This is a genomic window from Mesorhizobium sp. WSM4306 (genome assembly GCF_007003975.1).
GTDB lineage: Bacteria > Pseudomonadota > Alphaproteobacteria > Rhizobiales > Rhizobiaceae > Mesorhizobium.
The window spans coordinates 343186-367858 of sequence record NZ_VFTC01000002.1 but is presented as its reverse complement, the minus strand read 5'-3'; the positions used below and the strand labels follow the sequence as shown (position 1 = coordinate 367858).

General features: G+C 63.1%; 24 protein-coding genes. 13 read left to right on the top strand and 11 right to left on the bottom strand.

What is annotated here, in order from left to right; genetic code table 11:
* Positions 1-172: 172 nt before the first annotated feature.
* Positions 173-439, top strand: a complete 267-nt coding sequence (locus FJV77_RS05530) for a hypothetical protein (protein ID WP_112561811.1) — start codon at positions 173-175, stop codon at positions 437-439.
* Between the two features lie 72 nt (positions 440-511).
* Here FJV77_RS05530 and FJV77_RS05525 read toward each other — a convergent pair whose 3' ends face one another.
* The 4 genes from FJV77_RS05525 to FJV77_RS05510 form a co-directional block, all read right to left on the bottom strand.
* Complete coding sequence (locus FJV77_RS05525; protein WP_112561509.1) at positions 512-1060, bottom strand: hypothetical protein; 549 nt, start codon at positions 1058-1060, stop codon at positions 512-514.
* Positions 1061-1143: 83 nt separating this feature from the next.
* Positions 1144-2208 carry a TIGR01620 family protein gene (locus FJV77_RS05520; protein ID WP_142865841.1) on the bottom strand — a complete coding sequence of 355 codons (1065 nt, stop codon included), beginning with the start codon at positions 2206-2208 and terminating at the stop codon, positions 1144-1146.
* The gene (locus tag FJV77_RS05515; RefSeq protein ID WP_142865840.1) at positions 2205-3680 is read right to left on the bottom strand and encodes a YcjX family protein; all 1476 of its coding nucleotides are present in this window, start codon (positions 3678-3680) and stop codon (positions 2205-2207) included. The genes FJV77_RS05520 and FJV77_RS05515 overlap by 4 nt, the downstream gene beginning before the upstream one ends.
* An 86-nt stretch (positions 3681-3766) precedes the next feature.
* Entirely contained in the window at positions 3767-4270 is a 504-nt protein-coding gene (locus FJV77_RS05510) for a histidine phosphatase family protein (RefSeq protein ID WP_142865839.1), read from the bottom strand.
* Positions 4271-4521: 251 nt separating this feature from the next.
* Here FJV77_RS05510 and dksA point away from each other — a divergent pair, with 251 nt between their 5' ends.
* Positions 4522-4938, top strand: a complete 417-nt coding sequence (gene dksA / locus FJV77_RS05505; RefSeq protein ID WP_112395407.1) for an RNA polymerase-binding protein DksA — start codon at positions 4522-4524, stop codon at positions 4936-4938.
* Between the two features lie 174 nt (positions 4939-5112).
* Here dksA and FJV77_RS05500 read toward each other — a convergent pair whose 3' ends face one another.
* The gene (locus FJV77_RS05500; protein WP_142865838.1) at positions 5113-5820 is read right to left on the bottom strand and encodes a flagellar biosynthetic protein FliO; all 708 of its coding nucleotides are present in this window, start codon (positions 5818-5820) and stop codon (positions 5113-5115) included.
* Between the two features lie 207 nt (positions 5821-6027).
* Between FJV77_RS05500 and FJV77_RS05495 the strand changes: the two genes are divergently transcribed.
* Together FJV77_RS05495 and FJV77_RS05490 are read left to right on the top strand one after the other, a co-directional pair.
* Positions 6028-8601, top strand: a complete 2574-nt coding sequence (locus FJV77_RS05495; RefSeq protein ID WP_142865837.1) for a PAS domain-containing sensor histidine kinase — start codon at positions 6028-6030, stop codon at positions 8599-8601.
* Positions 8602-8773: 172 nt separating this feature from the next.
* Complete coding sequence (locus tag FJV77_RS05490) at positions 8774-9484, top strand: DeoD-type purine-nucleoside phosphorylase (protein WP_142865836.1); 711 nt, start codon at positions 8774-8776, stop codon at positions 9482-9484.
* Positions 9485-9611: 127 nt separating this feature from the next.
* Here FJV77_RS05490 and FJV77_RS05485 read toward each other — a convergent pair whose 3' ends face one another.
* Entirely contained in the window at positions 9612-9914 is a 303-nt protein-coding gene (locus FJV77_RS05485; protein ID WP_112561515.1) for a ribbon-helix-helix domain-containing protein, read from the bottom strand.
* A gap of 223 nt (positions 9915-10137) precedes the next feature.
* On the opposite strand from FJV77_RS05485, the gene FJV77_RS05480 reads away from it, so the two are divergent.
* The 3 genes from FJV77_RS05480 (at position 10138) to FJV77_RS05470 (ending at position 12766) form a co-directional block, all read left to right on the top strand.
* Positions 10138-10533, top strand: coding sequence for a VOC family protein (locus FJV77_RS05480; RefSeq protein WP_142865835.1), 396 nt, complete (start codon positions 10138-10140; stop codon positions 10531-10533).
* 81 nt (positions 10534-10614) lie between these two features.
* Positions 10615-11145 carry a gluconate 2-dehydrogenase subunit 3 family protein gene (locus tag FJV77_RS05475; RefSeq protein WP_142865834.1) on the top strand — a complete coding sequence of 177 codons (531 nt, stop codon included), beginning with the start codon at positions 10615-10617 and terminating at the stop codon, positions 11143-11145.
* A 49-nt stretch (positions 11146-11194) separates the two neighbouring features.
* The gene (locus FJV77_RS05470) at positions 11195-12766 is read left to right on the top strand and encodes a GMC family oxidoreductase (protein ID WP_142865833.1); all 1572 of its coding nucleotides are present in this window, start codon (positions 11195-11197) and stop codon (positions 12764-12766) included.
* 169 nt (positions 12767-12935) lie between these two features.
* Here FJV77_RS05470 and FJV77_RS05465 read toward each other — a convergent pair whose 3' ends face one another.
* A complete protein-coding gene (locus tag FJV77_RS05465; protein ID WP_142865832.1) occupies positions 12936-14849 on the bottom strand; it encodes a PhoX family phosphatase in 1914 nt (637 codons plus the stop codon).
* Between the two features lie 120 nt (positions 14850-14969).
* Complete coding sequence (locus FJV77_RS05460) at positions 14970-15365, bottom strand: hypothetical protein (protein WP_142865831.1); 396 nt, start codon at positions 15363-15365, stop codon at positions 14970-14972.
* A 313-nt stretch (positions 15366-15678) separates the two neighbouring features.
* Here FJV77_RS05460 and urtA point away from each other — a divergent pair, with 313 nt between their 5' ends.
* The 6 genes from urtA (at position 15679) to FJV77_RS05430 (ending at position 22110) form a co-directional block, all read left to right on the top strand.
* Positions 15679-16989, top strand: coding sequence for an urea ABC transporter substrate-binding protein (gene urtA / locus FJV77_RS05455; RefSeq protein ID WP_142865830.1), 1311 nt, complete (start codon positions 15679-15681; stop codon positions 16987-16989).
* 105 nt (positions 16990-17094) lie between these two features.
* Complete coding sequence (urtB, locus tag FJV77_RS05450) at positions 17095-18711, top strand: urea ABC transporter permease subunit UrtB (protein ID WP_142865829.1); 1617 nt, start codon at positions 17095-17097, stop codon at positions 18709-18711.
* Positions 18708-19940 (top strand): urea ABC transporter permease subunit UrtC, encoded by a 1233-nt coding sequence (gene urtC, locus FJV77_RS05445; RefSeq protein WP_142865828.1) that lies wholly within the window; start codon positions 18708-18710, stop codon positions 19938-19940. Before urtB ends, urtC begins: the two co-directional genes overlap by 4 nt.
* Positions 19941-19944: 4 nt before the next feature.
* Entirely contained in the window at positions 19945-20691 is a 747-nt protein-coding gene (gene urtD / locus FJV77_RS05440) for an urea ABC transporter ATP-binding protein UrtD (RefSeq protein ID WP_142865827.1), read from the top strand.
* A gap of 69 nt (positions 20692-20760) precedes the next feature.
* Complete coding sequence (gene urtE, locus FJV77_RS05435; RefSeq protein ID WP_023688639.1) at positions 20761-21456, top strand: urea ABC transporter ATP-binding subunit UrtE; 696 nt, start codon at positions 20761-20763, stop codon at positions 21454-21456.
* A gap of 477 nt (positions 21457-21933) precedes the next feature.
* On the top strand, positions 21934-22110 hold the full coding sequence (locus tag FJV77_RS05430; RefSeq protein WP_112561526.1) for a hypothetical protein: 177 nt from the start codon (positions 21934-21936) through the stop codon (positions 22108-22110).
* Positions 22111-22169: 59 nt separating this feature from the next.
* Here FJV77_RS05430 and FJV77_RS05425 read toward each other — a convergent pair whose 3' ends face one another.
* From FJV77_RS05425 to FJV77_RS05415, 3 genes are all read right to left on the bottom strand, one after another.
* Positions 22170-23315 (bottom strand): GGDEF domain-containing protein, encoded by a 1146-nt coding sequence (locus FJV77_RS05425; protein ID WP_142865826.1) that lies wholly within the window; start codon positions 23313-23315, stop codon positions 22170-22172.
* A 115-nt stretch (positions 23316-23430) separates the two neighbouring features.
* On the bottom strand, positions 23431-23709 hold the full coding sequence (locus FJV77_RS05420; RefSeq protein WP_142865825.1) for a hypothetical protein: 279 nt from the start codon (positions 23707-23709) through the stop codon (positions 23431-23433).
* A gap of 142 nt (positions 23710-23851) precedes the next feature.
* Positions 23852-24655 carry a DUF72 domain-containing protein gene (locus FJV77_RS05415; protein WP_142865824.1) on the bottom strand — a complete coding sequence of 268 codons (804 nt, stop codon included), beginning with the start codon at positions 24653-24655 and terminating at the stop codon, positions 23852-23854.
* Between the last annotated feature and the right edge of the window lie 18 nt (positions 24656-24673).

Genomic DNA, 24673 nt, shown 5'->3' with positions numbered 1-24673 from the left:
CAACTGATGCGGCGGCCTGACTCCGGGGCCGCCGTGATGTTGCGGCCGCGTTACACAAGTTTGTGCGGTGCGCGCGTTGCGTTTTGCCGCAATCGGCGGCTAAGGGACGCTCGGCTTCGGCCGTTGGAAGGCAGCGACGATCAAGTTCTGCCTTTGTGAGGAGATGACTGACATGAAGAAGTTTTTGCTCGTCGGCGTGGGTGTCGCCATGCTTGCCGCATCGGCCTGTTCGAAGGCGCCCGAATGCACGCAGGAGATCGCGGCCAAGAAGGCGCAGGAGATGACCGCCGCGCTGCAGGAGGCGATCACCAAGGATCCGTCCAAGGCGGCTGACCTGACGGCCAAGGTGCAGGCGGTGACGACCAAGTACCAGGGCGCCACGACGCTGGACGAAGCCTGCAAGGCCTATGACGAGCTGACGGCCGCCATCAAGGGCTGATTTTCGTTCGGGGAATTGAAGAAGGGGGTGGCTCGAGGAGCCACCGCCTTTTTTGCTGGCCGCTGCCGGAACTCAGTTCTTGGCGATGGAGCCGACTTCGACGGCATCGACGCGCTTGAGGCTCATGCCGATCACCGGCACCAGTTGCTGGTCGACGCGGACGGCAATGGTCACCGTCATCGAATTGTCGTCGGGGATGCGGGCCTGCATGACGCCGCGCAGCTGGTTGCGATTGATGGTGAAGACCACCTTGCGGGGATCGACGACATTGCCGCCGATGATGTCGAGACCCGAACCCGCGGCGCCGCCCATGAAGTTGCCCTTATAGTCGCGTCCCTTGCGCTCGACGGTCGCCGACATTTTCTGGGTGAAAACACCAACCCGGCAGTCGCCGTCGAGCGACATGCCGGTCTTGTTGTCAGGCGTCGAGCCGTCGAAGCTGCAGGTGAATTTCGTGCCCTTGTACTTGCCGGCGACGATCTCGCCCGGGCCGACCCATTTGCCTTCGACGGTGCGGAAGAACTGCTTGTCGGGTTCGGCTGCAGAGGCTTTCCCGGCCAGGCCCAGAGGTGCTGCAAGCGCGACCAGGGGCAGGACGCAGGACAAGATTACGCTTTTCATAGACGACACCCGGCAACAAGGAGGTTGTTGTTGGACGACCATGAACAAGATTGGTTAATGCTTGGTGACCGCGAGGCAGAACTTCATTTGGTCGTAGCCGCAGTCTCGCCTTCTTTTTTGGTCGCGAACGAGGTCAGCGCCGACAGGAAATCGCCCATGCCCGGCCGCTTGGCGGCAATGAAGGGCAGGGGGCGCGCCGTCTCCATCGCAGCGATGCCGATGCGCGCCGTCATCATGCCGTTGACGACACCTTCGCCGAGTTTCGCCGAAAGCCGCGCGGCAAGGCCATGGCCAACGATCTGCTGGACAAAGCTGTCGCCGACGGCGATCGAGCCGGTGACCGCGAGATGGGCGAGAACGCTGCGCGCCAGCCCGAAGAAGCCGAGCGTGCCGGGCCGGCCGCCGTAAAGCTCGGACAGGCGGCGGATGAGGCGCCCGGCCTCGAAGACGACATAGGCGACGTCGACAAGAGCACGCGGGCTGACCGCCGTCACCAGCGACACGCGCTTGGCCGCTTCCAGGATCATCACCTTGGCCCTGGCGTCGAGGGGTCCGAGAATCTCGGTTTCGGCCAACCGCACCAGATTGCCGCCATCGATGATCTCGCCGCGTAGTTCGGCCAGCGAGCGCCTGCCGGCCGCCGTTTCGGGTTTGGCCGCGACAAACGCCGAGAGCTCGTCGACGACGACCCTTGCGGCCTTCGGATCGTCGCGCGCGACGGCATCGAGCGCCCGTTTTTGCAGCTTTTCGACCTCGGCCAGCCGGGCGATGGCCAGGAATTCGCGCACCAGCACCACCACGAGCGCCAGCACGGCGATTGCGGCCATGGCAGCCGCCAGCCAGCCCAGCCACTCTGCGCGCTCGAACAGGTCGCGAATGAGCTGGTCGGTCCACAGGCCGACGGCCAGCGAAACCAGCACGCCGACCGCGCCGAAAAACAGGCTGGCAAACAGCGAGCGCTTGCGCGGCGCGGTCGCCGGCGGCGGTTCGGCGGCAATGATGTCGGGTTCGTCGAAGACATCGATCTCGGCCGGCACGACGACGGTGCGCGGCTTGCGCGTCGGAAGCGGCTCGGCATGGGTGCGGGCCTGCTTCGGTTCGGCCTCCGGCTCGATACGGAAAGCTGCCGGTTTGCGGGGCGCGGTCATGCCAGATGGTCTCCGATCAGGAACTGCAAGGCGCGGTCGAGCCTGATATGGGGCAGCGACAGCGTGACGCCTTCGGCAGTGCGTTCGAGCTTTGGCGGGCGAAAGCGCACGAAACGGATCGCCGGATCGCTGCTTTGCCGGTGGTCGGTTTCGGAAACATCGAAAACCGCTTCAATTTTCTCTGGCAAGTCCCCGGGAAATATGGCGGTTTCGGTTTTGCCGTCAAAGGTTTCGCCGTTGATTTTTTCGCCTTTCAGCGGACTGCCGATGACCACCGGCAACGTTTCGCGGCCCTGCTTGACCGTGCCTTCACGTGTCGCGCGCACAGCCGCCATGGCGACCACGTCGACATCGGCGCCGGTGAAATTTGCCCGCGCCACGGCCCGGTCGGCAAGCCGCCGCACGATCGCCTGCAGCCGGTCATGGCTTTCGTGGTGCAGATGGTCGGCCTTGGTCGCGGCGACCAGGATGCGGTCGATGCGGCGTGCAAATAGGTCGGTGAGGAAATTGCCCCGGCCGGGGCGGAAACAGGAGAGGATCTCGGTCACCGCGCGCTCTAAGTCGGCCATCGCGCCGGGGCCGGCGTTCAGCGCCTGCATGGCGTCGATCAGTACGATCTGGCGGTCGAGGCGGGTGATGTGTTCGCGGAAGAACGGCTTCACCACATGCGTCTTGTAGGCCTCGTAGCGGCGCTCCATCATCGCCTGCAGCGAGCCGGAGCGCGGGCGTCGTTCGCCCTTGAGCAGCAAGGGCGCGAAGGTCAGTGCCGGCGAGCCCTCGAGGTCGCCAGGCATGAGGAAACGGCCGGGCGGCAAGGTCGAAAGTGCCCGTTCGTCGAGCTTGCAGGCCTTGAGATAGGCGGCAAAGCTTTCGGCCAGCCGGCGCGCCGTCATCTCGTCGGCGTCGGCATTGGGGTCGATCGTCGCCGACAGGGTCCGCCAGTCCTGCGACAGGTCGTGACGCACCGGCAGCATCGCCATTTCGAAGCCTTCGCGCGAGAAATCGGCGAAGGACTTGCCGAGCAGCGGCAGGTCGAGCAGCCATTCGCCGGGGTAGTCGACAATGTCGACCGACAACCGCCCGCTGGAAAACATGCGGTTCCAGCCGGAGGCTGATTCATATTCTACTGTGAGCCTGAGTTCGGAAATGGCGCGCGTCGAGTCCGGCCAGACGCGGTCGTTGACCAGCACGGCGATATGGTCCTCGTACTGGAAGCGCGGCACGGCGTCATCCGGCTGTTCCTCGAGGAAGGCGCGCGCGATGCGTCCGGACTTCTGCGCCTCGAACAGCGGCAACCGTCCGCCATGGATCAGATTGTGGACAAGCGCCGAGATGAACACCGTCTTGCCGGCGCGGGAAAGGCCGGTTACGCCGAGCCGCAGCGATGGCGAAAACAGCCCACTTGCCCGCCCCGACAGTGTATCCAGGGCAATTCTCGCTTCGTCGGTGAATGTCGTCAGCGATGATGCCAAAATCTGTTCTCTCGGGGCTTCCGTCCGTCCCGATATAGGCTTTGCATCCGCAGTTTGAAATGGCGTCCGGACCTGGCCGGCTCCGCTCAGAGATCGGCGGGCGTCAGGAAGGCTTCGAGATAGCCCGCGCCTTGCGCGGCCTCGGTGAGGGTGCCCTTGAAGCGCACGACCGCCAGGCCGGAGGTCGGGAAACCATGGTTCATGATGGCCCGCGCCGCTTCGTCGCCGTCGCCCGAGACCGCCATGGCAAGGTCTTCCGTCATTGGATTGTGGCCGATGACCAGCAGCGAGCCCGGCCCGCCATTGCCACGGATGATGGCGAGATAGCCGGCGGCATCCTCGCTGTAGAGCGTGTCGAAGAACAGCACCCGGCCGGTGTCGGTGTGGCTGGCTATGCCCTCAAGCGTCTGGCGCGCCCGCTTGGCGTTGGAGCAGAGCGTGATATCGGGAATGTAGTTGCGGGCACGCATCGCCGTCCCCATCGTTTCGGCATCGGCAATGCCCGATGCGTCGAGCGGGCGGTCGAAGTCGCGCACGCCGGGCAGCGCCCAACCAGCTTTGGCATGCCGCAACAGATACAGTCTGCTCACCGGGCCCCCATGGTGTGCTGCCTCTTGGATGACAATTGGATTAGCCACGAGAAAGGCCTGCCGCACAATGGCGGCGGCACCCAAGCGCAGCGAATAATGTGCGAATTCGCGCGCGCCCTTGCTGTGGAAGGCTTTGCCGTGGCTCGCCCCTTGCGCATTAACAATTGCGTGAAACGCGCGCCGATTACGCTTGTGCAGCCTCCTCTGCGCGAATATATAGGCGCGAAATTTGGGGTTGTTGGGTGAGTCGAATGAACGATATCTCTACCGCCGATTACGTACCCTCCGAAGACGAGCCGTTCATGAACGAACGGCAGAAATCATACTTCCGCCTGAAGCTCGTCACCTGGAAGAACGACATACTGCGCGAAGCGCGCGAAACTCTCGAAATCCTGCAGCAGGAAAACGCCAACCACCCCGATCTCGCCGATCGGGCTTCTTCTGAAACCGACCGCGCCATCGAGCTTCGCGCCCGCGACCGCCAGCGCAAGCTCATTTCAAAGATCGATTCGGCGCTGCAGCGCATCGATGAAGGCACTTACGGCTATTGCGAGGAAACCGGCGAACCGATCGCGCTGAAGCGTCTCGACGCGCGCCCGATCGCGACCCTGTCGATCGAAGCGCAGGAGCGCCACGAGCGCCGCGAGAAGGTCTATCGCGACGATTGAGCCGCAGCCGTCAGGCAGAACTTTTCATTAGAAGTGGCCGGGTTTCCCGGCCATTTCTGTTTTTGCGCGGAGCTTCCGGGTTTTTGCCGCACTAAGCCACGGTTCGAAGAGATCATGCGCAAGAATGGCATAGATCCACACTCCGGTCAGGAGCGGCCGGTTTTTCAGTAGGATTTATCGCTTCTGACTGGCGAGCTCGCCGAGCAGCTTGGTCATCTCGTCATCGAGCGAAGCCGGCGCTTTCGCCGCCGGCTTGCTGGCGTGCGAATCATCAAGCGAGACCTCGAGTTCCCGCATCAGCGTGTCGTCGATGGACTCGCGCTTTGGTGGCGGCGGGGCCTGTCGGGCGGTGTTGGCGGCCGCGCCATAGGCCGGCAGCGGTGTCACGTTGCTCGCCTGGTAGATTGGGGCCGGTTTCGGCGCCGGCGCTGCCTGGCGTGGCGGAAGGGCGGCAGGGGCCGCTCTTACCGGTTGCTGCGGTGGCGCCTGCCTTGCAGGTGCGGCGGGGGCGGGTTGTGCCGCGCGCGGACGCGGCGACTGCTGGCCACCGCCGCCGCCATCGCCGGTCAAAGCCGGACGGCGTGGCGCCGCCAGCCTGATATCGCGCTCGACGACGACGTCAGTCGGGCCGCCGATCAAAATCAGGTGTTCGATATCGTCGCGCCGGATGAGCACCAGCCGGCGGTGGCTGTCGACCGCGGTGGCGTCCATGACCGCCAGCCGCGTCTTGCGGTTCCTGCCGCCGGCAACGAAGGTGCCGAAAGTCAGGTTGCGGACCAGCCTGATGATGACAAGCACGATGACCAGCAGGACCAGGGCGGCAAACGTCCACAGCAGCGCTGCGGCATATCCAGGACCCGCCACGCTATCCAGCCACTGCATTGGTGCCCCCAAATCGGTTTTTGAAGTGGAGGTGACACTAGACCGTTGCGACCGGGCACCGCAAGTTGCCTTCACGCTTCATGAACAGCTTGAAACACCGGCGCGTCATTTTTATCAGACATTTGCCGCCAAGGCCTTTTCCGGATTAGGAGAATGTGATTCAACCGGCCGGGGGCGGTGTCGGACAAACTCACGAGCAGGGGGCATATGGCCAGGGAAACGCGCGGCGATTTCTATCCGGTACCGATCGTCGACCAGAACACGCGGCCAGGCGCGGTTACCCGGCTCATCGTCTTCATCATCGTCTTGACCGGGGCCGCGATCGTTTTCGGCATTTTCCGCGAGCGTCTTGGCGATCCCTTCCTGCTCGGCATGCTGGGCGTGCTTGCCATGATCGGCGTCGGCTTCCTGTTCGCCACGGCCATCGGCTTCGTGCAGATCGCACCGCGTTCGACCGGGGATGAACTGTCGAAGGCCTTTGTCGATTCGATGTCGCAGGGCCTGATCGTTACCGACACCAAGGGCCGCGTCGTCTACGCCAATCGGGCCTATGCCGAGATGACTGGTGCCGCGTCGGCAGCTGATCTGAAGACGGTCGAAGGCCTGCTTTCCGATGTTCCCGAAGCCTCGGTGACCATTTACCGGCTGGCCTCGGGCCTGCGCGACGGCCAGGCCGGCGACGGCGAATTCCGGCTGGCGCAGTCGATCCGGCCGGGCGCGGAACCCGGCGCGCGCTGGTACCGCGCGCGGGCCCGCACCTTCAACGTTCCCGGCCAGCGGCTGCCCATGCTCGCCTGGCAGCTCGCCGATATCTCGCAGGAACGGGCAGAGCAGGAACGTTTCTTCCTCGACCTGCAGAAGGCCATCGACCATCTCGACCACGCGCCGGCCGGCTTCTTCTCTGCCGACCAGGAGGGCCGCGTCACCTACGTCAACGCCACGCTCGCCGAATGGCTGGGCATTGATCTCGCGAGCTTCACGCCTGGCGCGGTCACGCTGCCGGAAATCGTCGCCGGCGACGGCATGGCCCTGGTGCGCTCGGTCAAGGCCGATCCCGGCACCACCCGCAACGCCGTCATCGATCTCGATCTGACGACGACGACCGGCGAGGCGCTGCCGGTGCGCTTCATGCACCGCGTTTCGGCCAGCCGCGAGGGGACCAACGGCCCGACCCGTACCATCGTGCTCAACCGCACCCAGGGCGAGGACGCATCCGCCGACCTTCGCGCGTCGGAAGTGCGCTTCACCCGCTTTTTCAACTCGACGCCGATGGCGATTGCCGGCGTCGACGCCAGCGGCCGCATCCTGCGCACCAACGCGCCGTTCCTGTCGCTGTTTTCCTCCGTCGTCGATCGCGATGCCGTCGACCGCCGCGTGCGGCTGGATACGGTCATCCACGAGCGCGACCGCCCGGCCTTTGCTGCCGCGTTCGAAAAGGCGCGGCTGCGCCAGGCCGACATCGAGCCGATCGACACCCTACTGCCCGGCAATGAGGAGCGGCATATCCGCTTCTACGTCAACGCGGTCGCCGACGGCACCGGCGGCGAGGGGGCTGAGGAATCGGCCATTGTCTATGCCGTCGACACCACCGAGCAGAAGGCGCTCGAGGGCCAGATGGCACAAAGCCAGAAAATGCAGGCTGTGGGACAGCTCGCCGGCGGCATTGCCCACGACTTCAACAATGTGCTGACCGCCATCATCATGGCGTCTGACCTTTTGTTGACCAATCATCGCCCGTCGGACCCGTCCTTTCCCGACATCATGAACATCAAGCAGAACGCCAACCGGGCGGCCTCGCTGGTGCGGCAGCTGCTCGCCTTCTCGCGCAAGCAGACATTGCGGCCGGAGGTGCTGAACCTCACCGACGTGCTTGCCGATCTCAGGATGCTGCTTGCCCGCCTGGTCGGCAATGACATCAAGCTGAAGGTCGACCACGGCCGCGATCTGTGGCCGGTCAAGGTCGACATCGGCCAGTTCGAGCAGGTGGTGGTCAATCTCGCGGTCAATGCCCGCGACGCCATGCCGGCCGGTGGCGACCTCACCGTGCGCACCCGGAACGTGACGGCCGAGGAATGCAAGAGCTTCTCCTACCGCGAACTCACCCCGGCCGACTATGTCGTGGTCGAGGTCGAGGACACCGGCTCCGGCATTGCGCCCGACGTGCTGAAGAAGATCTTCGAGCCCTTCTTCACCACAAAGGAGGTCGGCAAAGGCACCGGCCTTGGCCTGTCGATGGTCTACGGTATCATCAAGCAGACCGGCGGCTTTATCTTCTGCGATTCCGAAGTCGGCAAGGGCTCGACCTTCCGTATCTTCCTGCCGCGCCATATAGCGGAGGCGAAGAAGCCGGGTGAAGTCGGCGAAGCGCCGGCAGCCCCGGTGAAAGCCGCCGATCCCGGCAAGGACCTCTCGGGCTCGGCCACCGTGTTGCTGGTCGAGGATGAGGACGCCGTGCGCATGGGCGGCTCGCGGGCGCTGACCTCGCGCGGCTACACCGTCCATGAAGCGTCCTCGGGTGTCGAGGCGCTGGAAGTCTTCGAAGCGCTCGGCGGCAAGGTCGATATCGTTGTGTCCGACGTGGTGATGCCGGAGATGGACGGACCGACGCTGCTTGGCGAATTGCGCAAGCGCCAGCCCGACATCAAGTTTGTCTTCGTGTCCGGCTATGCCGAAGATGCCTTCGCCCGGAACCTGCCGCCCGACGCGCAATTCGGCTTCCTGCCGAAGCCATTCTCGCTCAAACAACTGGCCACCGTCGTCAAGGATGTGCTTGAATCCTGATGCATGTCGCTCAAAAGTGGCCCCTGTTTTGAGAAAACGACATGCATAAAACAAAAGCCTAAAGTGCGTCGCAAGCAACGCGCTTTAGATCTCCCTAATTCACCCCTTGCGCAATGACGTGACGCTGCCATGATTGCAGGCGAAAGGGCGGCGGGTTTTTGGGGAGCATGTCGTGACGCCGCACAACGAGGCAGCCAAGGGTGACTATGCCGCAACGGTGCTGTTGCCGGGCGATCCGCAGCGCGCCGAGTGGATGGCGAAGACTTTTCTGGAGGCGCCGCGCTGCATCAATCGTCGCCGGGGCGCGCTGGGCTTTACCGGCCTCTATCGCGGTCGTCCCGTCAGCATCCAGGCCACCGGGATCGGTGTCCCGTCCTTCCTGGTCTATGTGCATGAGCTGCTGGATTTCCACGGCGTCAAAACGCTGATCCGCACCGGCACCTGCGGTGGTCTGACCGCCGATGTGCCGCTACGCTCCGTGGTGATCTCGCAATCGGTGCGCGCCGAAAGCGAGCGAAGCGGCCAGGTCTTCGGCCTCTACGATGCGGCTGCCGGGCCCGATCCGGGCCTGTTCGCCCACGCCTTGGCCTGCGCCGCTCAACTCGGCATCGACCATCAGGCAGGGCTGACCATCTGCAGCGATGTATTCTATCACCCGGAAGGGCGCGCTCGATTCGCTGACGCACAGGCGCTTGGCGCGCTTGCCGTCGACATGGAAACCAGCGCGCTCTACCGCATCGCGGCGCATTTCGGTGCCCGCGCCCTGTCGCTGCTGACCGTCGTCGATAATATCGTGACCGACGAGCTAACCGCCTATTCCGAACGTCAGGCGCTGTTCACCGACATGGCGCGGCTCGGGCTCGAGGTTGCGGCCGAGGGATAAGCAATTCCAGGAAAAGTGTGAAACGGTTTTCCCGGGAAAAGCGCGTTGCGCTTTCCCTAGGGAATTGCGTCAAACAAAAAACCTGGAGCGGTTCGGCGTTTCCGCGAAACGATGAACCGGTCCAGCTTCAGGCGGCTTGGCGCTTGGGCGTCAGCTCATCCATGTCAGGCCGGTGACCGCGCAGATAGAGCGCGCAGGTGGTGCGCAGCATCGAGGCGAAGTTCGGAATGGCGCCGTTGATCTCGATCGCCTCGTCATAGAGCTTCGAGATGAACTTCGGCGTCGTCAGGCCCTGGCTGTCGGCGATCTCGTCCAGCAATGCCCAGAATGTCGCCTCAAGCTGGATGCTGGTCGAGTGTCCGTCGATGCGGATCGACCGGTTGATCTGTCGGTAGCCTTCCGGATCCTGCCCGGCAAAAACCCTGCACATTCCTACCTCCCGATATTGTTGGTTTTGGGCGCAGTGAATCGCGCCTTCAAGCATATATTTGTGCGAGGCACTTTCTGCCGGAAAGCCGCAAACGGCAATCGGACTTTCGTCTTTAGGCCCCAGGCATAGCAGCGATTGCAAAATTAGCCGTGGTAACCGGCTGCCACCACCTTTCGCGCATGCCGCCCATAATCACCTCCAGCATGCAGCGACGGAGACTGATTTGGCGAAGGCGATCCATTCCATGATCCGGGTTCTCGAGGAGGCCCGATCCGTCGATTTCTACAGAAACGCTTTCGGGCTCGATATCGCCGACAGGCTGGATTTCGAGACATTCACGCTGATTTACCTCGCCAACGCCGAAACCGGCTTCGAGCTCGAACTCACCGTGAACAAGGGCCGCACCGAGCCTTATGGGCTTGGTGACGGTTACGGTCACCTGGCGGTCTCGGTCGCCGATCTCGACAGCGAGCACGACCGCATTGGCGCGCTCGGCCTCGCCCCCAAGAAAATCGTCGAGTTCAACCGCGATGGGTCGCTGATCGCCCGCTTTTTCTTCATCGAGGACCCCGACGGCTACAAGATCGAGGTTCTCCAGCGTGGAGGGCGCTTCCAGTAGGGGATTATTCGGTCGCGTTCAGCCGCGCGACGCCAGCAACGGCGCCCTTCAAGGGCGCAAATAGCAAGCAGGGAGGAACAAATGGTCACGATCTATGACGGAAAGCCTGGGCTCTCACGTCGTGAACTTCTCAAGCGCGGTGGCATCGGCGCGCTGCTCGTCATCTCCGGCAGCGCCGTCATCAGCCCCGAAAATGCCTGGGGGCTCGAGACATCGGCGCTCAAGCCCGAAACCATGGCGACGCTGATCCAGATGGCGCGCGACATCTATCCGCACGATCAGGTGCCCGACAAATACTACGCCATCGCCGTGAAGGGCCATGACGAGCAGGCCGGCAAGGACGCAGCCTACAAGACGATGATCGAAGACGGTATTGCCGACCTCGACAAGAAGTCGGGCGAGGGAGGCTATCGCGGCCTCGGCTGGGAGGAGCAGCGCGTCGCTGTGCTGAAGCAGATCGAGGCGACGCCGTTCTTCCAGTCCATTCGCGGCGGCCTCGTCGTCAGCCTCTACAACCAGCCGGAGGTGTGGCCGATCTTCGGCTACGAGGGCGAGTCCTATTCCAAGGGCGGCTACATCGCGCGCGGATTCGACGACATCGAGTGGCTCTAGAGCTCCGGTCGTTCTGAACCCCGCAAACAGGAATTCATGGGAGGAAACCATGGCAGCTTCATTTGATCTCAAGAACGATAATGTCGTCGTCATCATCGGGTCCGGCGCCGGCGGCGGAACGCTCGGCAACGAACTCGCCCAGAAGGGCGTCGATGTCGTCATCCTCGAGGCCGGCGCCCGCCACGAATATGAGGACTTCATCAACGACGAGTGGGCTTCCTTCAGCCAACTCGCCTGGACGGACAAGCGCACGACGTCTGGCGACTGGCGGGTGTCGAAGGATTTCCCCAATTTGCCGGCCTGGATCGTCAAATCGGTCGGCGGCTCGACCACGCACTGGGCCGGCGCCTCGCTGCGCTTCCAGGAGCATGAGTTCAAGACGCTCTCGACCTATGGAAAGGTGGAAGGCGCCAACCTGCTGGATTGGCCGGTCACGCTGGCCGAGATGGAGCCTTACTATGCCAAGGCCGAAGCCAAGATGGGTGTTACCGGCACCAACAACTGGCCGCGACTGCCCGGCAACAACAATTTCAAGGTGCTGAAGGCCGGCGCCGACAAGCTCGGCTACAAGGAATGCCACACCGGTAACATGGCCATCAACTCGGTCGAGCGCGACGATCGCAATTCCTGCCAGCAGACCGGTTTCTGCTTCCAGGGCTGCAAATGGGGCGCCAAATGGTCGACGCTGTATGCCGAGATTCCCAAGGGGGAGGCGACCGGCCACCTCGAAGTCCGAGCGAATGCCATGGCGATCAAGATCAACCACGACGCTTCAGGCAAGGTGACCGGCGTCGTCTATGCCGACAAGGACGGCAAGCTGCAGGAACAGAAGGCCCGCATCGTCGCCGTCGCCGGCAATTCGATCGAAAGCCCGCGCCTGCTTCTCAACTCCGAGTCGGCGAAATTCCCGCACGGGCTTGCCAATTCGTCGGGGCAGGTGGGCAAGAACTACATGCGCCACACCACCGGCTCGGTCTACGCCATCTTCGACAAACCGGTGCACATGTACCGCGGCACCACCATGGCCGGCATCATCCGTGACGAGGCGCGCCATGACCCGTCGCGCGGCTTTGTCGGCGGCTACGAATTCGAGACGCTATCGCTCGGCCTGCCCTTCATGGCCGCTTTCCTCAATCCCGGCGGCTGGGGCCGTTCCTTCACCACTGCGCTCGATCACTATGACCACATGGCCGGCCTGTGGATCGTCGGCGAGGACATGCCGCGCGCGGAAAACCGCATCACGCTGCATGCCGACGAGAAGGATGCGCACGGCATGCCGATCGCCGATGTGCATTTCGACGATCACCCGAACGACACGGCGATGCGTAACCATGCTTACAAGCAGGCCACCGCACTCTACGATGCGGTCGGCGCGACGCGCTCGTTCCCGACGCCGCCCTATCCCTCGACCCACAATCTCGGCACCAACCGGATGAGCGAGAAGGCGGAAGACGGCGTCGTCAACAAGCACGGCCAGGCGCACGACATCAAAAACCTGTTCGTGTCGGACGGCAGCCAGTTCACGACCGGTGCGGCGGAAAACCCGACGCTGACGATCGTGTCGCTGGCGATCCGCCAGGCCGAATACATCGCCGCGCAAATGTCGGCCAAGACGATCTGAGCCGTCCTCCCGGACCGCTACGCGGAACGCGCATGCGCGTTCCGCACTTCTTTTCCAGAGACTTGCTAATGCATGTCGCCCAGAAGTGTGCTGCGGTTCTGGGACAACGACATGCATCAAAACAAAGACTTAAAGCGCGTCGCTTGGATCCATTTCAGCGCGACGCGCTTTAGGCGCCGACCGGCTGTCCGTCCTTGCGGCGGATGGCGACGACGGCCGGCCGTGGCAACTGACCATCCCTAAAGTCGGGCCACAGCGTCTGCACCTTGTCGAGCGTCTCTGCATCTTCGGCAGGGTGCTGCACCGACAGGAACAAGGTCGTGCCATCGGGCGTGAAGCATGGGCCGGTCGCCTCAGCACCATGCGGGCAGGTGAACAGCAGTTTCGGCAGGCCGCGCGCAGCACCTTCGGTGTCGACGCCGTAGACGCCGTCCGGCAGGTCGAAATCATTGGCGCCGTCGGTCGCCACCCACAGCCGCCCGGCCGGGTCGAAAGTGATGTTGTCGGGGCAGACGAACCAGCCATTGTCCGACGTATCGGGATGGAAGGTCGCGCCGACCGCGGCGTCCTTCGGATTGCCGCAGAGCACGAACAGGTCCCAGGCATACTTTTCCGCCGTGTGGTCGGCGTCCGCGCCGCGGCCGCCCGGCGGGATCAGTTCGACAATGTGGCCCCAGAGATTTTCCGGCCGCGTATTGGCCGGATTGACCTTCGACTGGTCGCGCTTCTTGTTCTTGGTCATCACCGCATAGACGCGGCCGGTCACCGGATTGGTCTCGATGTCCTCCGGCCGGTCCATCGGCGTGGCGCCCAGCGCGTCAGCCGCAAAACGCGTCTTCAACAGCACTTCGGCCTGGTCGGCGAAACCGTTCTCGGCGGTGAGCTTGCCCTGGCCGTGCACCAAAGGCAGCCACGTCATCGAGCCATCGGCATCGAAGCGGGCAACCGACAGCACGCCGTCATCGAGCAGATCTGCGCCGGAGGCCGGGTTGGCCTTGTCATAGGCCTTGGCCGAGACGAAGCGGTACATGTATTCGAAATAGTCGTCGTCACCCATATAGACGACGACGCGGCCGTCCTTGTTGAGGACCACGGTCGACGCCTCATGCGACATGCGGCCGAGTGCTGTGCGCTTCACCGGCTTGGACTGCGGATCGTAGGGGTCGATCTCGACCACCCAATCGAAGCGGTTGGCCTCGTTTGGCTCCTTGTCGAGATTGAAGCGGTCATGGAAGCGGCCGCGGCCATAGATGTCGGAACCGTCGAAACCGTAACGGTCGAGCAGTTCGGCGGTCGGCGCCTTCTTCGGATCACCGCCGAAAATGTCGGACACGCCTTCCTCGCAGGTCAGCACCGTTCCCCAGGGGGTGAAGCCGCCGCTGCAATTGTAGCTGGTGCCGAGCACTTTTGTGCCGGTGGCGTCGGCCGAGGTCTTCATCAAGGCATGGCCGGCAACCGGTCCGGAAACAGTCATTTCGGTGTTGGCGGTGATGCGGCGGTTAAGCGGGCTGTCGGCCACGGTTTCCCACTTGCCGTCCTTCAGCTGCACTTCGACGATCGAATGGCCCATCGCGGCCATGCCGAGATCGACCTGTTCCTTGGTCATCGTCTTGCCGGCATCGTCCTCGGTCATCCCGGAAAACATCACATTGGGCGAGATGTATTCATTGTTGACGCAGAGCAGGCCGTGGTCGGAGTTCACCGTGCCCTTGGGCAGCGGCATGAAGGCGATGTAGTCGCAATTGTAACCGAAGCGTTTCTCCTGCTCGTCCGCCGCGACTTTGTTGCCGTCGAATTCGGCGAGGCCAGCGGCGAGCGGATCGCCCCAGCGCGCGACGATGGTCGTCTCATAGCCTTCGGCGGCGGCATGGGTCTTGTCGTAGACCCGCTTCAGCTCGGGAAAGCCGAGCGTCGACTGCGCTGCCGCGGCATGTGTTTCGCCGGCAAACAAGGAGCCGACAAAGCTGCCGCCGGCAAGCAGCGCGCCGGAGGCAAGGCTGCCTTTCAAAAGAGACCGGCGTGAGACGCGCTCGGCAATGACGTCGCGGATGACGGGGGAGGATGAAGACGGTGCGTTGGCCATGGTGTCTGCCTCTCAGGGTGGATGTTACGGCGCACCGCTGCCCTAGTCTGCTTCGGCAACATCCGCATGACATGGGGGGAAGGTTTTGGCGCAAGCGACTGCGAGAGTGGTTGGCTCGGCTCAGCCCTTGGTGCAGGTCGAGGCGGTGAAAGCTCCGTCTGGCTGCCTCAGGATGATGTCGAATGACGGGGTGGTCTCGCCGTCCAGCGTCGCCTGCGTCATCGAGACGGTGTTGCCGCCGGTGGTGTAGCCGCCCAGCGGGCCCAACCAGGTGATCTCGCCATTGGCGTTCATCTGGTAGTTGTAGCCTTGCGGTGCGGTGCCGAAGGTCACCGGGCCGCTATAGACATTGCCCTTGATGGTGATGTCACCGAGGTTGAGGAAGGCTCCAAGCAGATAGACTTCGCAGTGATAGGTGCCGTCCGGCAGCTTGCCATCGCTGAAGTCGGCGCGCGCGGCGTCGCTCGTTGCCATCAGCAGCAGGATGCCGGAAATGCAGGAGATACGGGATGTCATCGGGTCACTCGTTTGCGGAGTGAGCTTGCCCCATTTTTGCGCCGTGCCGCAATATTGTTCGTCCGCATGCCGCTGGCTGAGTTCAAAATCTAGGCACTTGTCACAATTGGGCGAAAATTAGGCAAAAGCCTTGTGCGCTGCGCAAATTTCCCTCAATCAATTTTTAGCCGGCCGCCTTTGTTTTCTTTAGGCTAATATAATAATTGGCTGATAACGTTAGGTTATTCCCCATTTCCGAGAGTCGCGTTTGCGTTTGGCACGGCTGTTGCATTGCATGGTTGCGCTGCAATCAACCAGCTTGGGAGTGTTCGGTATGAGGGGTAATTTCGCTACAATAACAAAAATGTTTTCGGCCGGCGTCGTCGCTGCCGGCCTGTCGATGTCGTCTCCGGCCAAGGCCGCCGAAGACACGATCAAGGTCGGCATTCTGCATTCGCTGTCGGGAACCATGGCGATTTCGGAGACGACGTTGAAAGACGCCATGCTGATGCTCATCGAAGAGCAGAACGCCAAGGGCGGCCTGCTCGGCAAAAAGCTGGAAGCCGTCGTTGTCGATCCGGCATCCAACTGGCCGCTGTTCGCCGAAAAGGCGCGCGAGCTGATTTCGAAGGACAAGGTCGCCGCCGTGTTCGGTTGCTGGACCTCGGTGTCGCGCAAATCGGTGCTGCCGGTGTTTTCCGAACTCGACAACATCCTGTTCTACCCCGTCCAGTATGAGGCCGAGGAAAGCGAGCGCAACGTGTTCTACACCGGCGCCGCACCAAACCAGCAGGCGATCCCCGCCGTCGACTACCTGATGAGCGAGGACGGCGGCTCGGTGAAGCGCTGGGTGCTGGAAGGCACCGACTATGTCTATCCGCGCACCACCAACAAGATCCTCGAGGCCTATCTGAAGGCCAAGGGCGTCGCCGCCGAAGACATCATGGTCAACTACACGCCGTTCGGCTTCTCCGACTGGCAGACCGAAGTCTCGGCGATCAAGAAATTCGGTTCGGCCGGCAAGAAGACCGCCGTCGTCTCGACCGTCAATGGCGACGCCAACGTTCCCTTCTACAAGGAGCTCGGCAACCAGGGCATCAAGGCCGAGGACATCCCGGTCATGGCCTTCTCGGTCGGCGAGGAAGAACTGGCCGGTCTCGACACCGCACCGCTGGTCGGCCATCTCGCGGCCTGGAACTATTTCGAGAGCGTCGACACGCCGGAGAACAAGAAGTTCATCGCCGACTGGCACAAGTTCATCAAGAACGACAAGCGCACCACCAACGACCCGATGGAAGCTCACTATATCGGCTTCAACATGTGGGTGAAGGCGGTCGAGAAGGCCGGCACCACCGATCCGGACAAGGTCATCGACGCCATGGTCGGCGTGTCCGTGCCGAACCTCACCGGCGGCTATTCGACGATGATGCCGAACCATCACATCACCAAGCCGGTGCTGATCGGCGAGATCCAGGCCGACGGCCAGTTCGAGACGGTGTCGCAGACGCCTGGCCTCGTGATGGGCGACGAATGGTCCGACTATTTGCCTGACTCCAAGGACCTGATCTCGGATTGGCGCGCGCCGCTGTCCTGCGGCAACTTCAACGTCGCCACCGGCAGGTGCGGCGGCAAGGGCACGAACTGATCCCTCCCGGGACTGGTCGGTTCCACGGCCAGAGACCGCAAGGCGTCCGGGCGCTTCAGCCCGCCCGGGCGCCAAATTCCACCTCCCGGAAAAGTACCTGAACGGATGATCCTGTTGCGCGCTCTCGGCCTCATGCTGGTGTTCCTGATGGCAAGTCTTTTGCCCTCGAACGCAGCCGAATCCGATCTGCGCGCCATCATCGCCAAATTCGCCACCGGCACGGGATTTGCGGCCACCGAGACCGTGGTGCGTGAGCTCGCCGCCACCGGCGATCCGCTGGTCGAACGTCCGCTTGCAGCGCTCGCCGAAGGCAATCTTTACATCCGCAAAGCTGATTCAGCCGTCTTCGTCGGCAATGAGGCCGGCGACAGTGTCACGCTACTCGATCCGCTGAGCGGTGAGAGCGCCGGCGAAGCCGCCAAGGCTGATATCACCAAGATCAAGGTCAACAACACTCTGCGCCGCGTCATCCGCGATGCGCTGGGCACGCTGACGTTGCGTGCGAAAGATCCGGCTGTGCGCATTGCCGCCGCTGACACAATGTTCAAGACGCCCGATGCCGCCAACATCGAGCCGCTCGACGCGGCCATCGCCGCCGAGACCGACGCCAAGGTCAAGGCGCTGTTCGAGCAGGCGCGCGCTGCGTCGATTCTGGTCTCCGACAAGCCCGAGGCCGACAAGCTTGCAGCCATTGCGCTCATCGGCGCGCGCGGCGACCGCGACGCGCTGTCGCTGCTCACGCCGGTCGAGGCCAACGCGCAAGGCGCGGTCAAGGACGCGGCGACTGCGGCAATCGCCAGCATCAATTCGAGCCTGGCGCTGTGGGATGCCGGCCAGAATATCTGGTACGGGATATCGCTCGGCTCGGTGCTGCTGCTGGCGGCCATCGGCCTTGCCATCACCTTCGGCGTTATGGGCGTCATCAACATGGCGCATGGCGAGATGGTCATGCTCGGCGCCTACACCACCTTCGTCGTGCAGCAGGTGATCCGAACCTCATTCCCCGGCCTGTTCGACTGGTCGCTGGTCATCGCGCTGCCGCTGGCGTTTCTCGTCGCCGCCTCTGTCGGCCTGATCATCGAGCGCGGCGTCATCCGCTTCCTCTACGGCCGGCCGCTGGAAACGCTGCTCGCGACCTGGGGCGTCTCGCTGGTCCTGCAGCAGGCAGTGCGCTCGATCTTCGGGCCGACCAACCAGGAGGTCGGCAATCCCTCCTGGATGTCGGGGTCCTTTGATGTCGGCCAGTTGGCGATCACCTGGAACCGGCTGTGGATCCTGGTCTTCGCGCTGACCGTCTTCGGCGTGCTGCTCTATGTCATGAAGCGCACACCCTGGGGCCTGCAGATGCGTGCCGTCACCGCCAACCGACGTATGGCCGCCTCCATGGGCATCCGCACGCCGTGGGTCGACGCGCTGACCTTTGCGCTGGGGTCCGGCATTGCCGGCATCGCCGGTGTCGCGCTCAGCCAGATCGACAATGTCTCGCCCAATCTCGGCCGCGGCTACATCATCGACAGTTTCATGGTCGTCGTCTTCGGCGGCGTCGGCAATCTGTGGGGCACGCTGGTCGGCGCCTTCTCGCTCGGCATCGTCAACAAGGTCCTCGAACCCTATGCCGGCGCGGTGCTCGGCAAGATCGTCGTACTCGTCCTGATCATCCTGTTCATCCAGAAACGCCCGCGCGGCCTGTTCGCGCTCAAGGGCAGGGCGGCGGAAGCATGATCACGGGACGCTTCTTCGCCGCCGGCGCCGACCGCCGCATCGCCATCACGATTCTCATCCTGCTGGCCGCAGCCATCATCGTGCCGGTGCTCAACCTCGCGGTGTCGCCGACCAGCGCCTTCTACATCCCGCCCTATATCGTGGCGCTCACCGGCAAATATCTCTGCTACGCACTACTCGCCTTGGCGCTCGATCTCGTCTGGGGCTATTGCGGCATCCTCTCGCTCGGCCACGGCGCCTTCTTCGCGCTCGGCGGCTATGCGATGGGCATGTATCTGATGCGCCAGATCGGCTCGCGCGGCGTCTACGGCAACCCGATCCTGCCCGACTTCATGGTGTTCTTGAACTACAAGGAATTGCCCTGGTTCTGGTATGGCTTCGACCACTTCTGGTTCGCCGTCGTCATGGTTCTGGCCGTACCTGGCCTGCTCGCCTTCGTCTTCGGCTGGTTCGCCTTCCGCAGCCGCGTCACCGGCGTCTATCTCTCGATCATCACCCAGGCGATGACCTATGCGCTGCTGCTCGCCTTCTTCCGCAACGATATGGGTTTTGGCGGCAACAATGGCCTGACCGATTTCAAGGACATTTTGGGCTTCAACGTTCAGGCCGACGCCACGCGCTCGGCGCTCTTCGCCGCCAGCGCGGTGATGCTGGCGCTCGCCGTCTTCATCACCTGGGCCATCGTCGGTTCAAAATACGGCAAGCTCTTGATGGCCGTGCGCGATGCCGAAAGCCGCACGCGCTTCCTCGGCTGGCGGGCGGAAAATGTAAAACTGTTTGCCTTCACCGTCTCGGCTGTCATGGCGGGCATTGCCGGCGCGCTTTACGTGCCGCAGGTCGGCATCATCAATCCCGGCGAGTTCGAGCCTTCCAACTCGATCGAGGTGGTGATCTGGGCAGCCGTCGGCGGGCGCGGCACCATCGTCGGCCCGATCGTCGGCGCGCTGCTCGTCAATGCCGGCAAATCCTGGTTCACCGGCGTCCTGCCCGAATTCTGGCTGTTCGCGCTGGGCGGCCTGTTCGTCGCCGTAACCCTGTTCCTGCCCAAGGGCATCATCGGCATGTGGGATAGCTGGCGCGGCAATGCCCGAGCGATGCGGGCAGCCGCAATCGCCGAGGAAGCTGGCAGCGACAACGATGTTTCACCGCCACCGAAGATCGTCCGCAGTGCCGCGACAACGCCCGGTGCCTGGTCGGCCACCGGCCCCGAACCGCAGCCGGCGGAGTAGAGCGATGTCGAAGTCGAATACCATCCTCTATCTCGACGGCGTCTCGGTCTCCTTCGACGGTTTCCGCGCCATCAACAATCTGTCGCTGGTGCTCGACAAGGGCGAGATGCGCGCCATCATCGGTCCCAACGGCGCCGGCAAGACGACGATGATGGACATCGTCACCGGCAAGACCCGGCCCGACGAGGGCGAAGTGTTCTTCGACGGCCAGGTCGACCTCACCCGGCACGACGAGGCCGAGATCGCCATGATGGGGATCGGCCGCAAATTCCAGAAGCCGACCGTCTTCGAAAGCCACAGCGTCGAAGACAATCTGATGCTGGCGCTGAAGGGGCCGCGCTCGATCTTCCCGGCGCTGTTCCATCGCCGCTCGGCTGGCGAGGCGCGGCAGATCGACGACATCCTCGGCGTCATCCGGCTCGGCGACAAGCGCCACGATCTGGCGGCCAATCTCAGCCACGGCCAGAAACAGTGGCTGGAGATCGGCATGCTCTTGGCGCAGGACCCGAAGCTGCTCTTGGTCGACGAGCCGGTCGCCGGCATGACCGATGCCGAGACCGAGGAAACAGCGCGCTTGCTCAAGGACATAGCGCGTGACCATTCGGTTATCGTCGTCGAGCACGACATGCATTTCGTGCGAGAGCTCGGCGTCAAGGTCACCTGCCTGCACGAGGGCTCGGTGCTGTCGGAAGGGACGCTTGATTTCGTCTCGGCCGACGAGCGGGTCGTCGAAGTCTATCTGGGGAGATGAGCATGATGTGGCGGGTGCAGTTCCATCGCTTCGATCTGTCTTTGCTCCGCTTCTGGAAAAGGCGCTGACATGCTCGAAGTTTCCAATGCCACGCTCCACTACGGCGCCGCCCAGGCGCTGCGCGGCGTGTCGCTGACGGCGGGTGCGGGCAAGATCACCTGCGTGCTCGGCCGCAACGGCGTCGGCAAGACCAGTTTGATGAGATCGATCGTCGGCCACCACCGGCTGACGAGCGGAAGTGTTGCCTTCGAGGGGAAGGCGCTCGACCGGAGCGCGGCGTATGATCGCGCCCGGTCGGGCATCGCATTCGTGCCGCAGGGCAGGGAGATCTTTCCCCTGCTGACGGTACGCGAGAACCTGGAGTCCGGTTTTGCGCCGTTGAAGCGCGCCGACCGCAACGTTCCGGCGCATGTCTTCGAGTTGTTTCCCGTTCTGAAGCAGATGCTCGGCCGCCGCGGCGGCGATCTCTCCGGCGGCCAGCAGCAGCAGCTCGCCATCGGCCGGGCGCTGGTGATGCGCCCGAAACTGCTCGTGCTCGACGAGCCGACCGAAGGCATCCAGCCTTCGATCATCAAGGACATCGGCCGCGCCATCCGCTATTTGCGCGACCAGGCCGGCATCGCAGTGCTTCTGGTCGAGCAATATCTCGATTTCTGCCGCGAGCTCGCCGACGAGGTCAACATCATGGACCGCGGCCAGATCGTCCATACCGGCCCGGCGGAAGATCTGGATCGGGCTGACGTCAGGAAGTTTTTGACGGTGTAGGTGCAGGCCATTAGCACTTCGTCATTCTAGGGCGAAGCAAGGAGCGAAGCGACGCGCGCAGACCCTAGAATCCATGCCGTGACATCTGCCGAGGAGTGCAGCGGCAGAGAATAAAATCGCTCCTGCGGCGCACTATCCATTCCATGTTCTGAACCGTCAGCGACGCTTCTAAGTCACGGCATGGATCCCTGGGTCTTCGCTCCGTTTCGCGGAGCTACGCCCAAGGATGACGAAGTCGCGGAAGATAGCGCCGGCACGGCCAACTTCATCGGCGGCGCCATACTCAACACTGGCACCCGCAATACTGCATGCTAGTCTTTGTCAGGCCTCGGTGAGTCGGCCGCTTCCGTATGTAGCAGATAGAGAGAATGCGCTGGCTCAGCCTGCAAGTTCCACGCAAGCAAGCCACCCTAGCTTTCCCTCGCAGTTCTGATTGTCGGTCAATGCGTCCAGATAATCTTGCCAGGAGAATAGGCTATGGAACGGTTCGTCGAGGACCACCAGAAACGACGGCTGACAGAGCGCGTCGACATCATCACAGCCATCAACATACTGCGCTCGCAGGGCTACCAGCAGGATGAGCTGATCGGCGAAATCACCAAGGTTTTCTACGTCGATCTCGACACCTACAACGAGATCGTCCTGGCCGCCTGACCGCCCCAGGCCGAGGATGTGTTGAGATTCAGGTCAGGCCGGCTGAATATCGGCACAGCCTACCCGGCGCGCCGGAATGCGAGCACCCGGTTGCGGCCGCCGCGCTTGGCGCCGTAGAGCGCCTTGTCGGCGGCGCTGAGCACCTTGTCGAACTTGGTGCCGCCTTCGCTGCCGAAGGCGTAGCCGGCGCTGACCGTGCAGGCCAGCAGGCGGGTCTCGGTATCGATCCGGCGCGAGGCAAAACTGGCCCGGATGCGCTCGGCTATGAATTCCACCTTCTCAGGCAAGATGCGATCGAGGACCAGCGCAAATTCCTCTCCGCCCATGCGCGCGGCGACGTCGCCCGGCTGGAGATTGGCGGTCAAATCCTTGGCGAACAGTTTCAGCACTTCGTCTCCGGTGGCATGGCCGAATTCGTCGTTGATGGCTTTGAAGCCATCGAGATCGAACACGATCACGGCGGTGAAGGCCTCGACCGGCGTTTTGCCATGCAGGTCGAACAAAGCGCGTCGGTTGAGCAGGCCGGTAAGCGGATCGGTTAGCGCTTCGCGCCTGTGATGCTGTGCCAGGCGCCCCTGGTTGAGCGCCAGCGACAAGGCGCCGATGCCGGTCATGCAGGCGATGACGACGATGAGGCTGAGATCCTCGGCCCAATTGCTTGGCGCATGGCCAAGCACCAGCCTGCCATCCCAGACCAGCACTCCGGAGCACAGCACGAAGGATATGGCGGTGGCCGTGTAGAGCCCGGCAATGCCGATGATCGGAGCCGGGAATTCGGTGCGTCCCTTCCAGTATTCATAGGCTGTTGCAAACAGGAGCAGCGCGGCGAAGGCATTTTCCAGCATGAAGCCCAGCCCGTCATAGCCAAGCGCCATTGGCGGCAAGGCGATCGCCAACGAGACGCCGGCGCCTATGGCGATGCGCGGCAACGGCGAGGCGCCGGTCGTGAATTGGTGGGCGGCGCCCAGCATGGTCGCGAAGCCGAACAGCAGGAAGGTGAAGGTGGCGAGGCCGAGCAGGCGTCCGGGCGTGTCGATATAGGCCTGGTAGGCGAAGACGTCGCAGACGATCAGAAGCACGCTGACCGCCCATGTCAGCAGGAATTTTTCCGAGCGCGCGGTAAGCCAGATGCCGAACAATGTCATGCCGAGGCAAGCGGCGGAAAACCCGACGGCCAGCAGAAGGGAATTGTAGTCGAGCGACATGCCCTCGTCCTTGCCCGCGGCGGCCTGTCTCTAGAAAGAGCCGCACCGGATTAATGCAGGAAGGAGGTATCGATAAGGTTACGATGGCGCCGAAGATGCCGTGATTTCGCTGCGTTTAGAGGACCACCGATAGCAGCAGGATGAGGCCGACACCCATCATCAGGAGGCCTGGCCAGTTCTGCGACAGGCCGAGAAAGCCAAGCCCGCGCCGCCGTGGCTCCAGCGTCGGACGTGGCTCCAGCGTCGGACTTGGCTCTACGAAACTTCCCTCCGGGTGAATTGGCACAACCGGAGAGGGTGCCGGACCGCTGAGCCGCCCGCGCCTGAGGACCGCGCCCGCCATATACACAACGCCAGCCACCGTGAGCAACGCACCAAAGAGGACAACAAACATTTCTCGCCTCCTTCACGTCCGCACCTTGCGGGATGGTTGGCGACTCGCGGCGACCTCAGCGCCTGCAAAGATAAAACGATCAAGATGCCCGGCAGGTTCCGCAACAAAACCAAAGCGCGCCGTGTGGAAGTTCGCGGCCCAGCTAGCTCACCCGCTTCATCAGAGCCATGGCGCCGAACGGCGCGCGCACCTTGCCCTCGGTGATGAAGTAGGCGAACACGTCGCGCGGCTTCACCGGGGCGTCGGTATCGGGGTCGACGCGCCGCAGATCGGCTGGCTGCTTGCCTTCCGCCCAGGTCTTCACCCGCTCCGCCCACTCGTCCAGACCCTTCGGCGTGTAGCAATCGGGATTGTCGTCCGAGCCGGTCTGCAGCCGCGCGTAAATGAAATCGCCGGTGATATCGGCAATGTCAGGGTATTTGGCATGGTCGGCATAGACGATCGCCGCCTTGTATTTGCGAGCGAGTGCGGCGAATTCCGGCACGATGAAACTGTCGTTGCGTACTTCCAGAGCATGGCGCAGCGCCACCCCGTCCTGCTTTTCCGGCAGCAGTTTCAGGAATGCCTCGAAATCGTCGGCATCGAATTTCTTCGTCGGCGCGAACTGCCACAGGATCGGCCCGAGCTTCTCGCCGAGCGCCGCGACACCGGAGCCGAGGAAGCGCGTTATGGATTCGCCGGCCTCGCCAAGCACGCGGCGGTTGGTGACGAAGCGGTTGCCTTTCAGCGAATAGACGAAACCGTCCGGCGCTTCGCTCGCCCATTTGACGAAAGTCGGCTCCTTGAAGCTGGAATAATAGGTGCCGTTGACCTCGATGGTCGGCACCTGGCGGCTGGCATAGTGCAGCTGCTTGGCCTTCGACAGCTTGTCCGGATAGAAGGACTTATCCCAGGGTTCGAAAGTCCAGCCACCCATGCCTGAGCGGATTGTTCCGGATTTGCTCATGTCATCCTCCCGAATTCA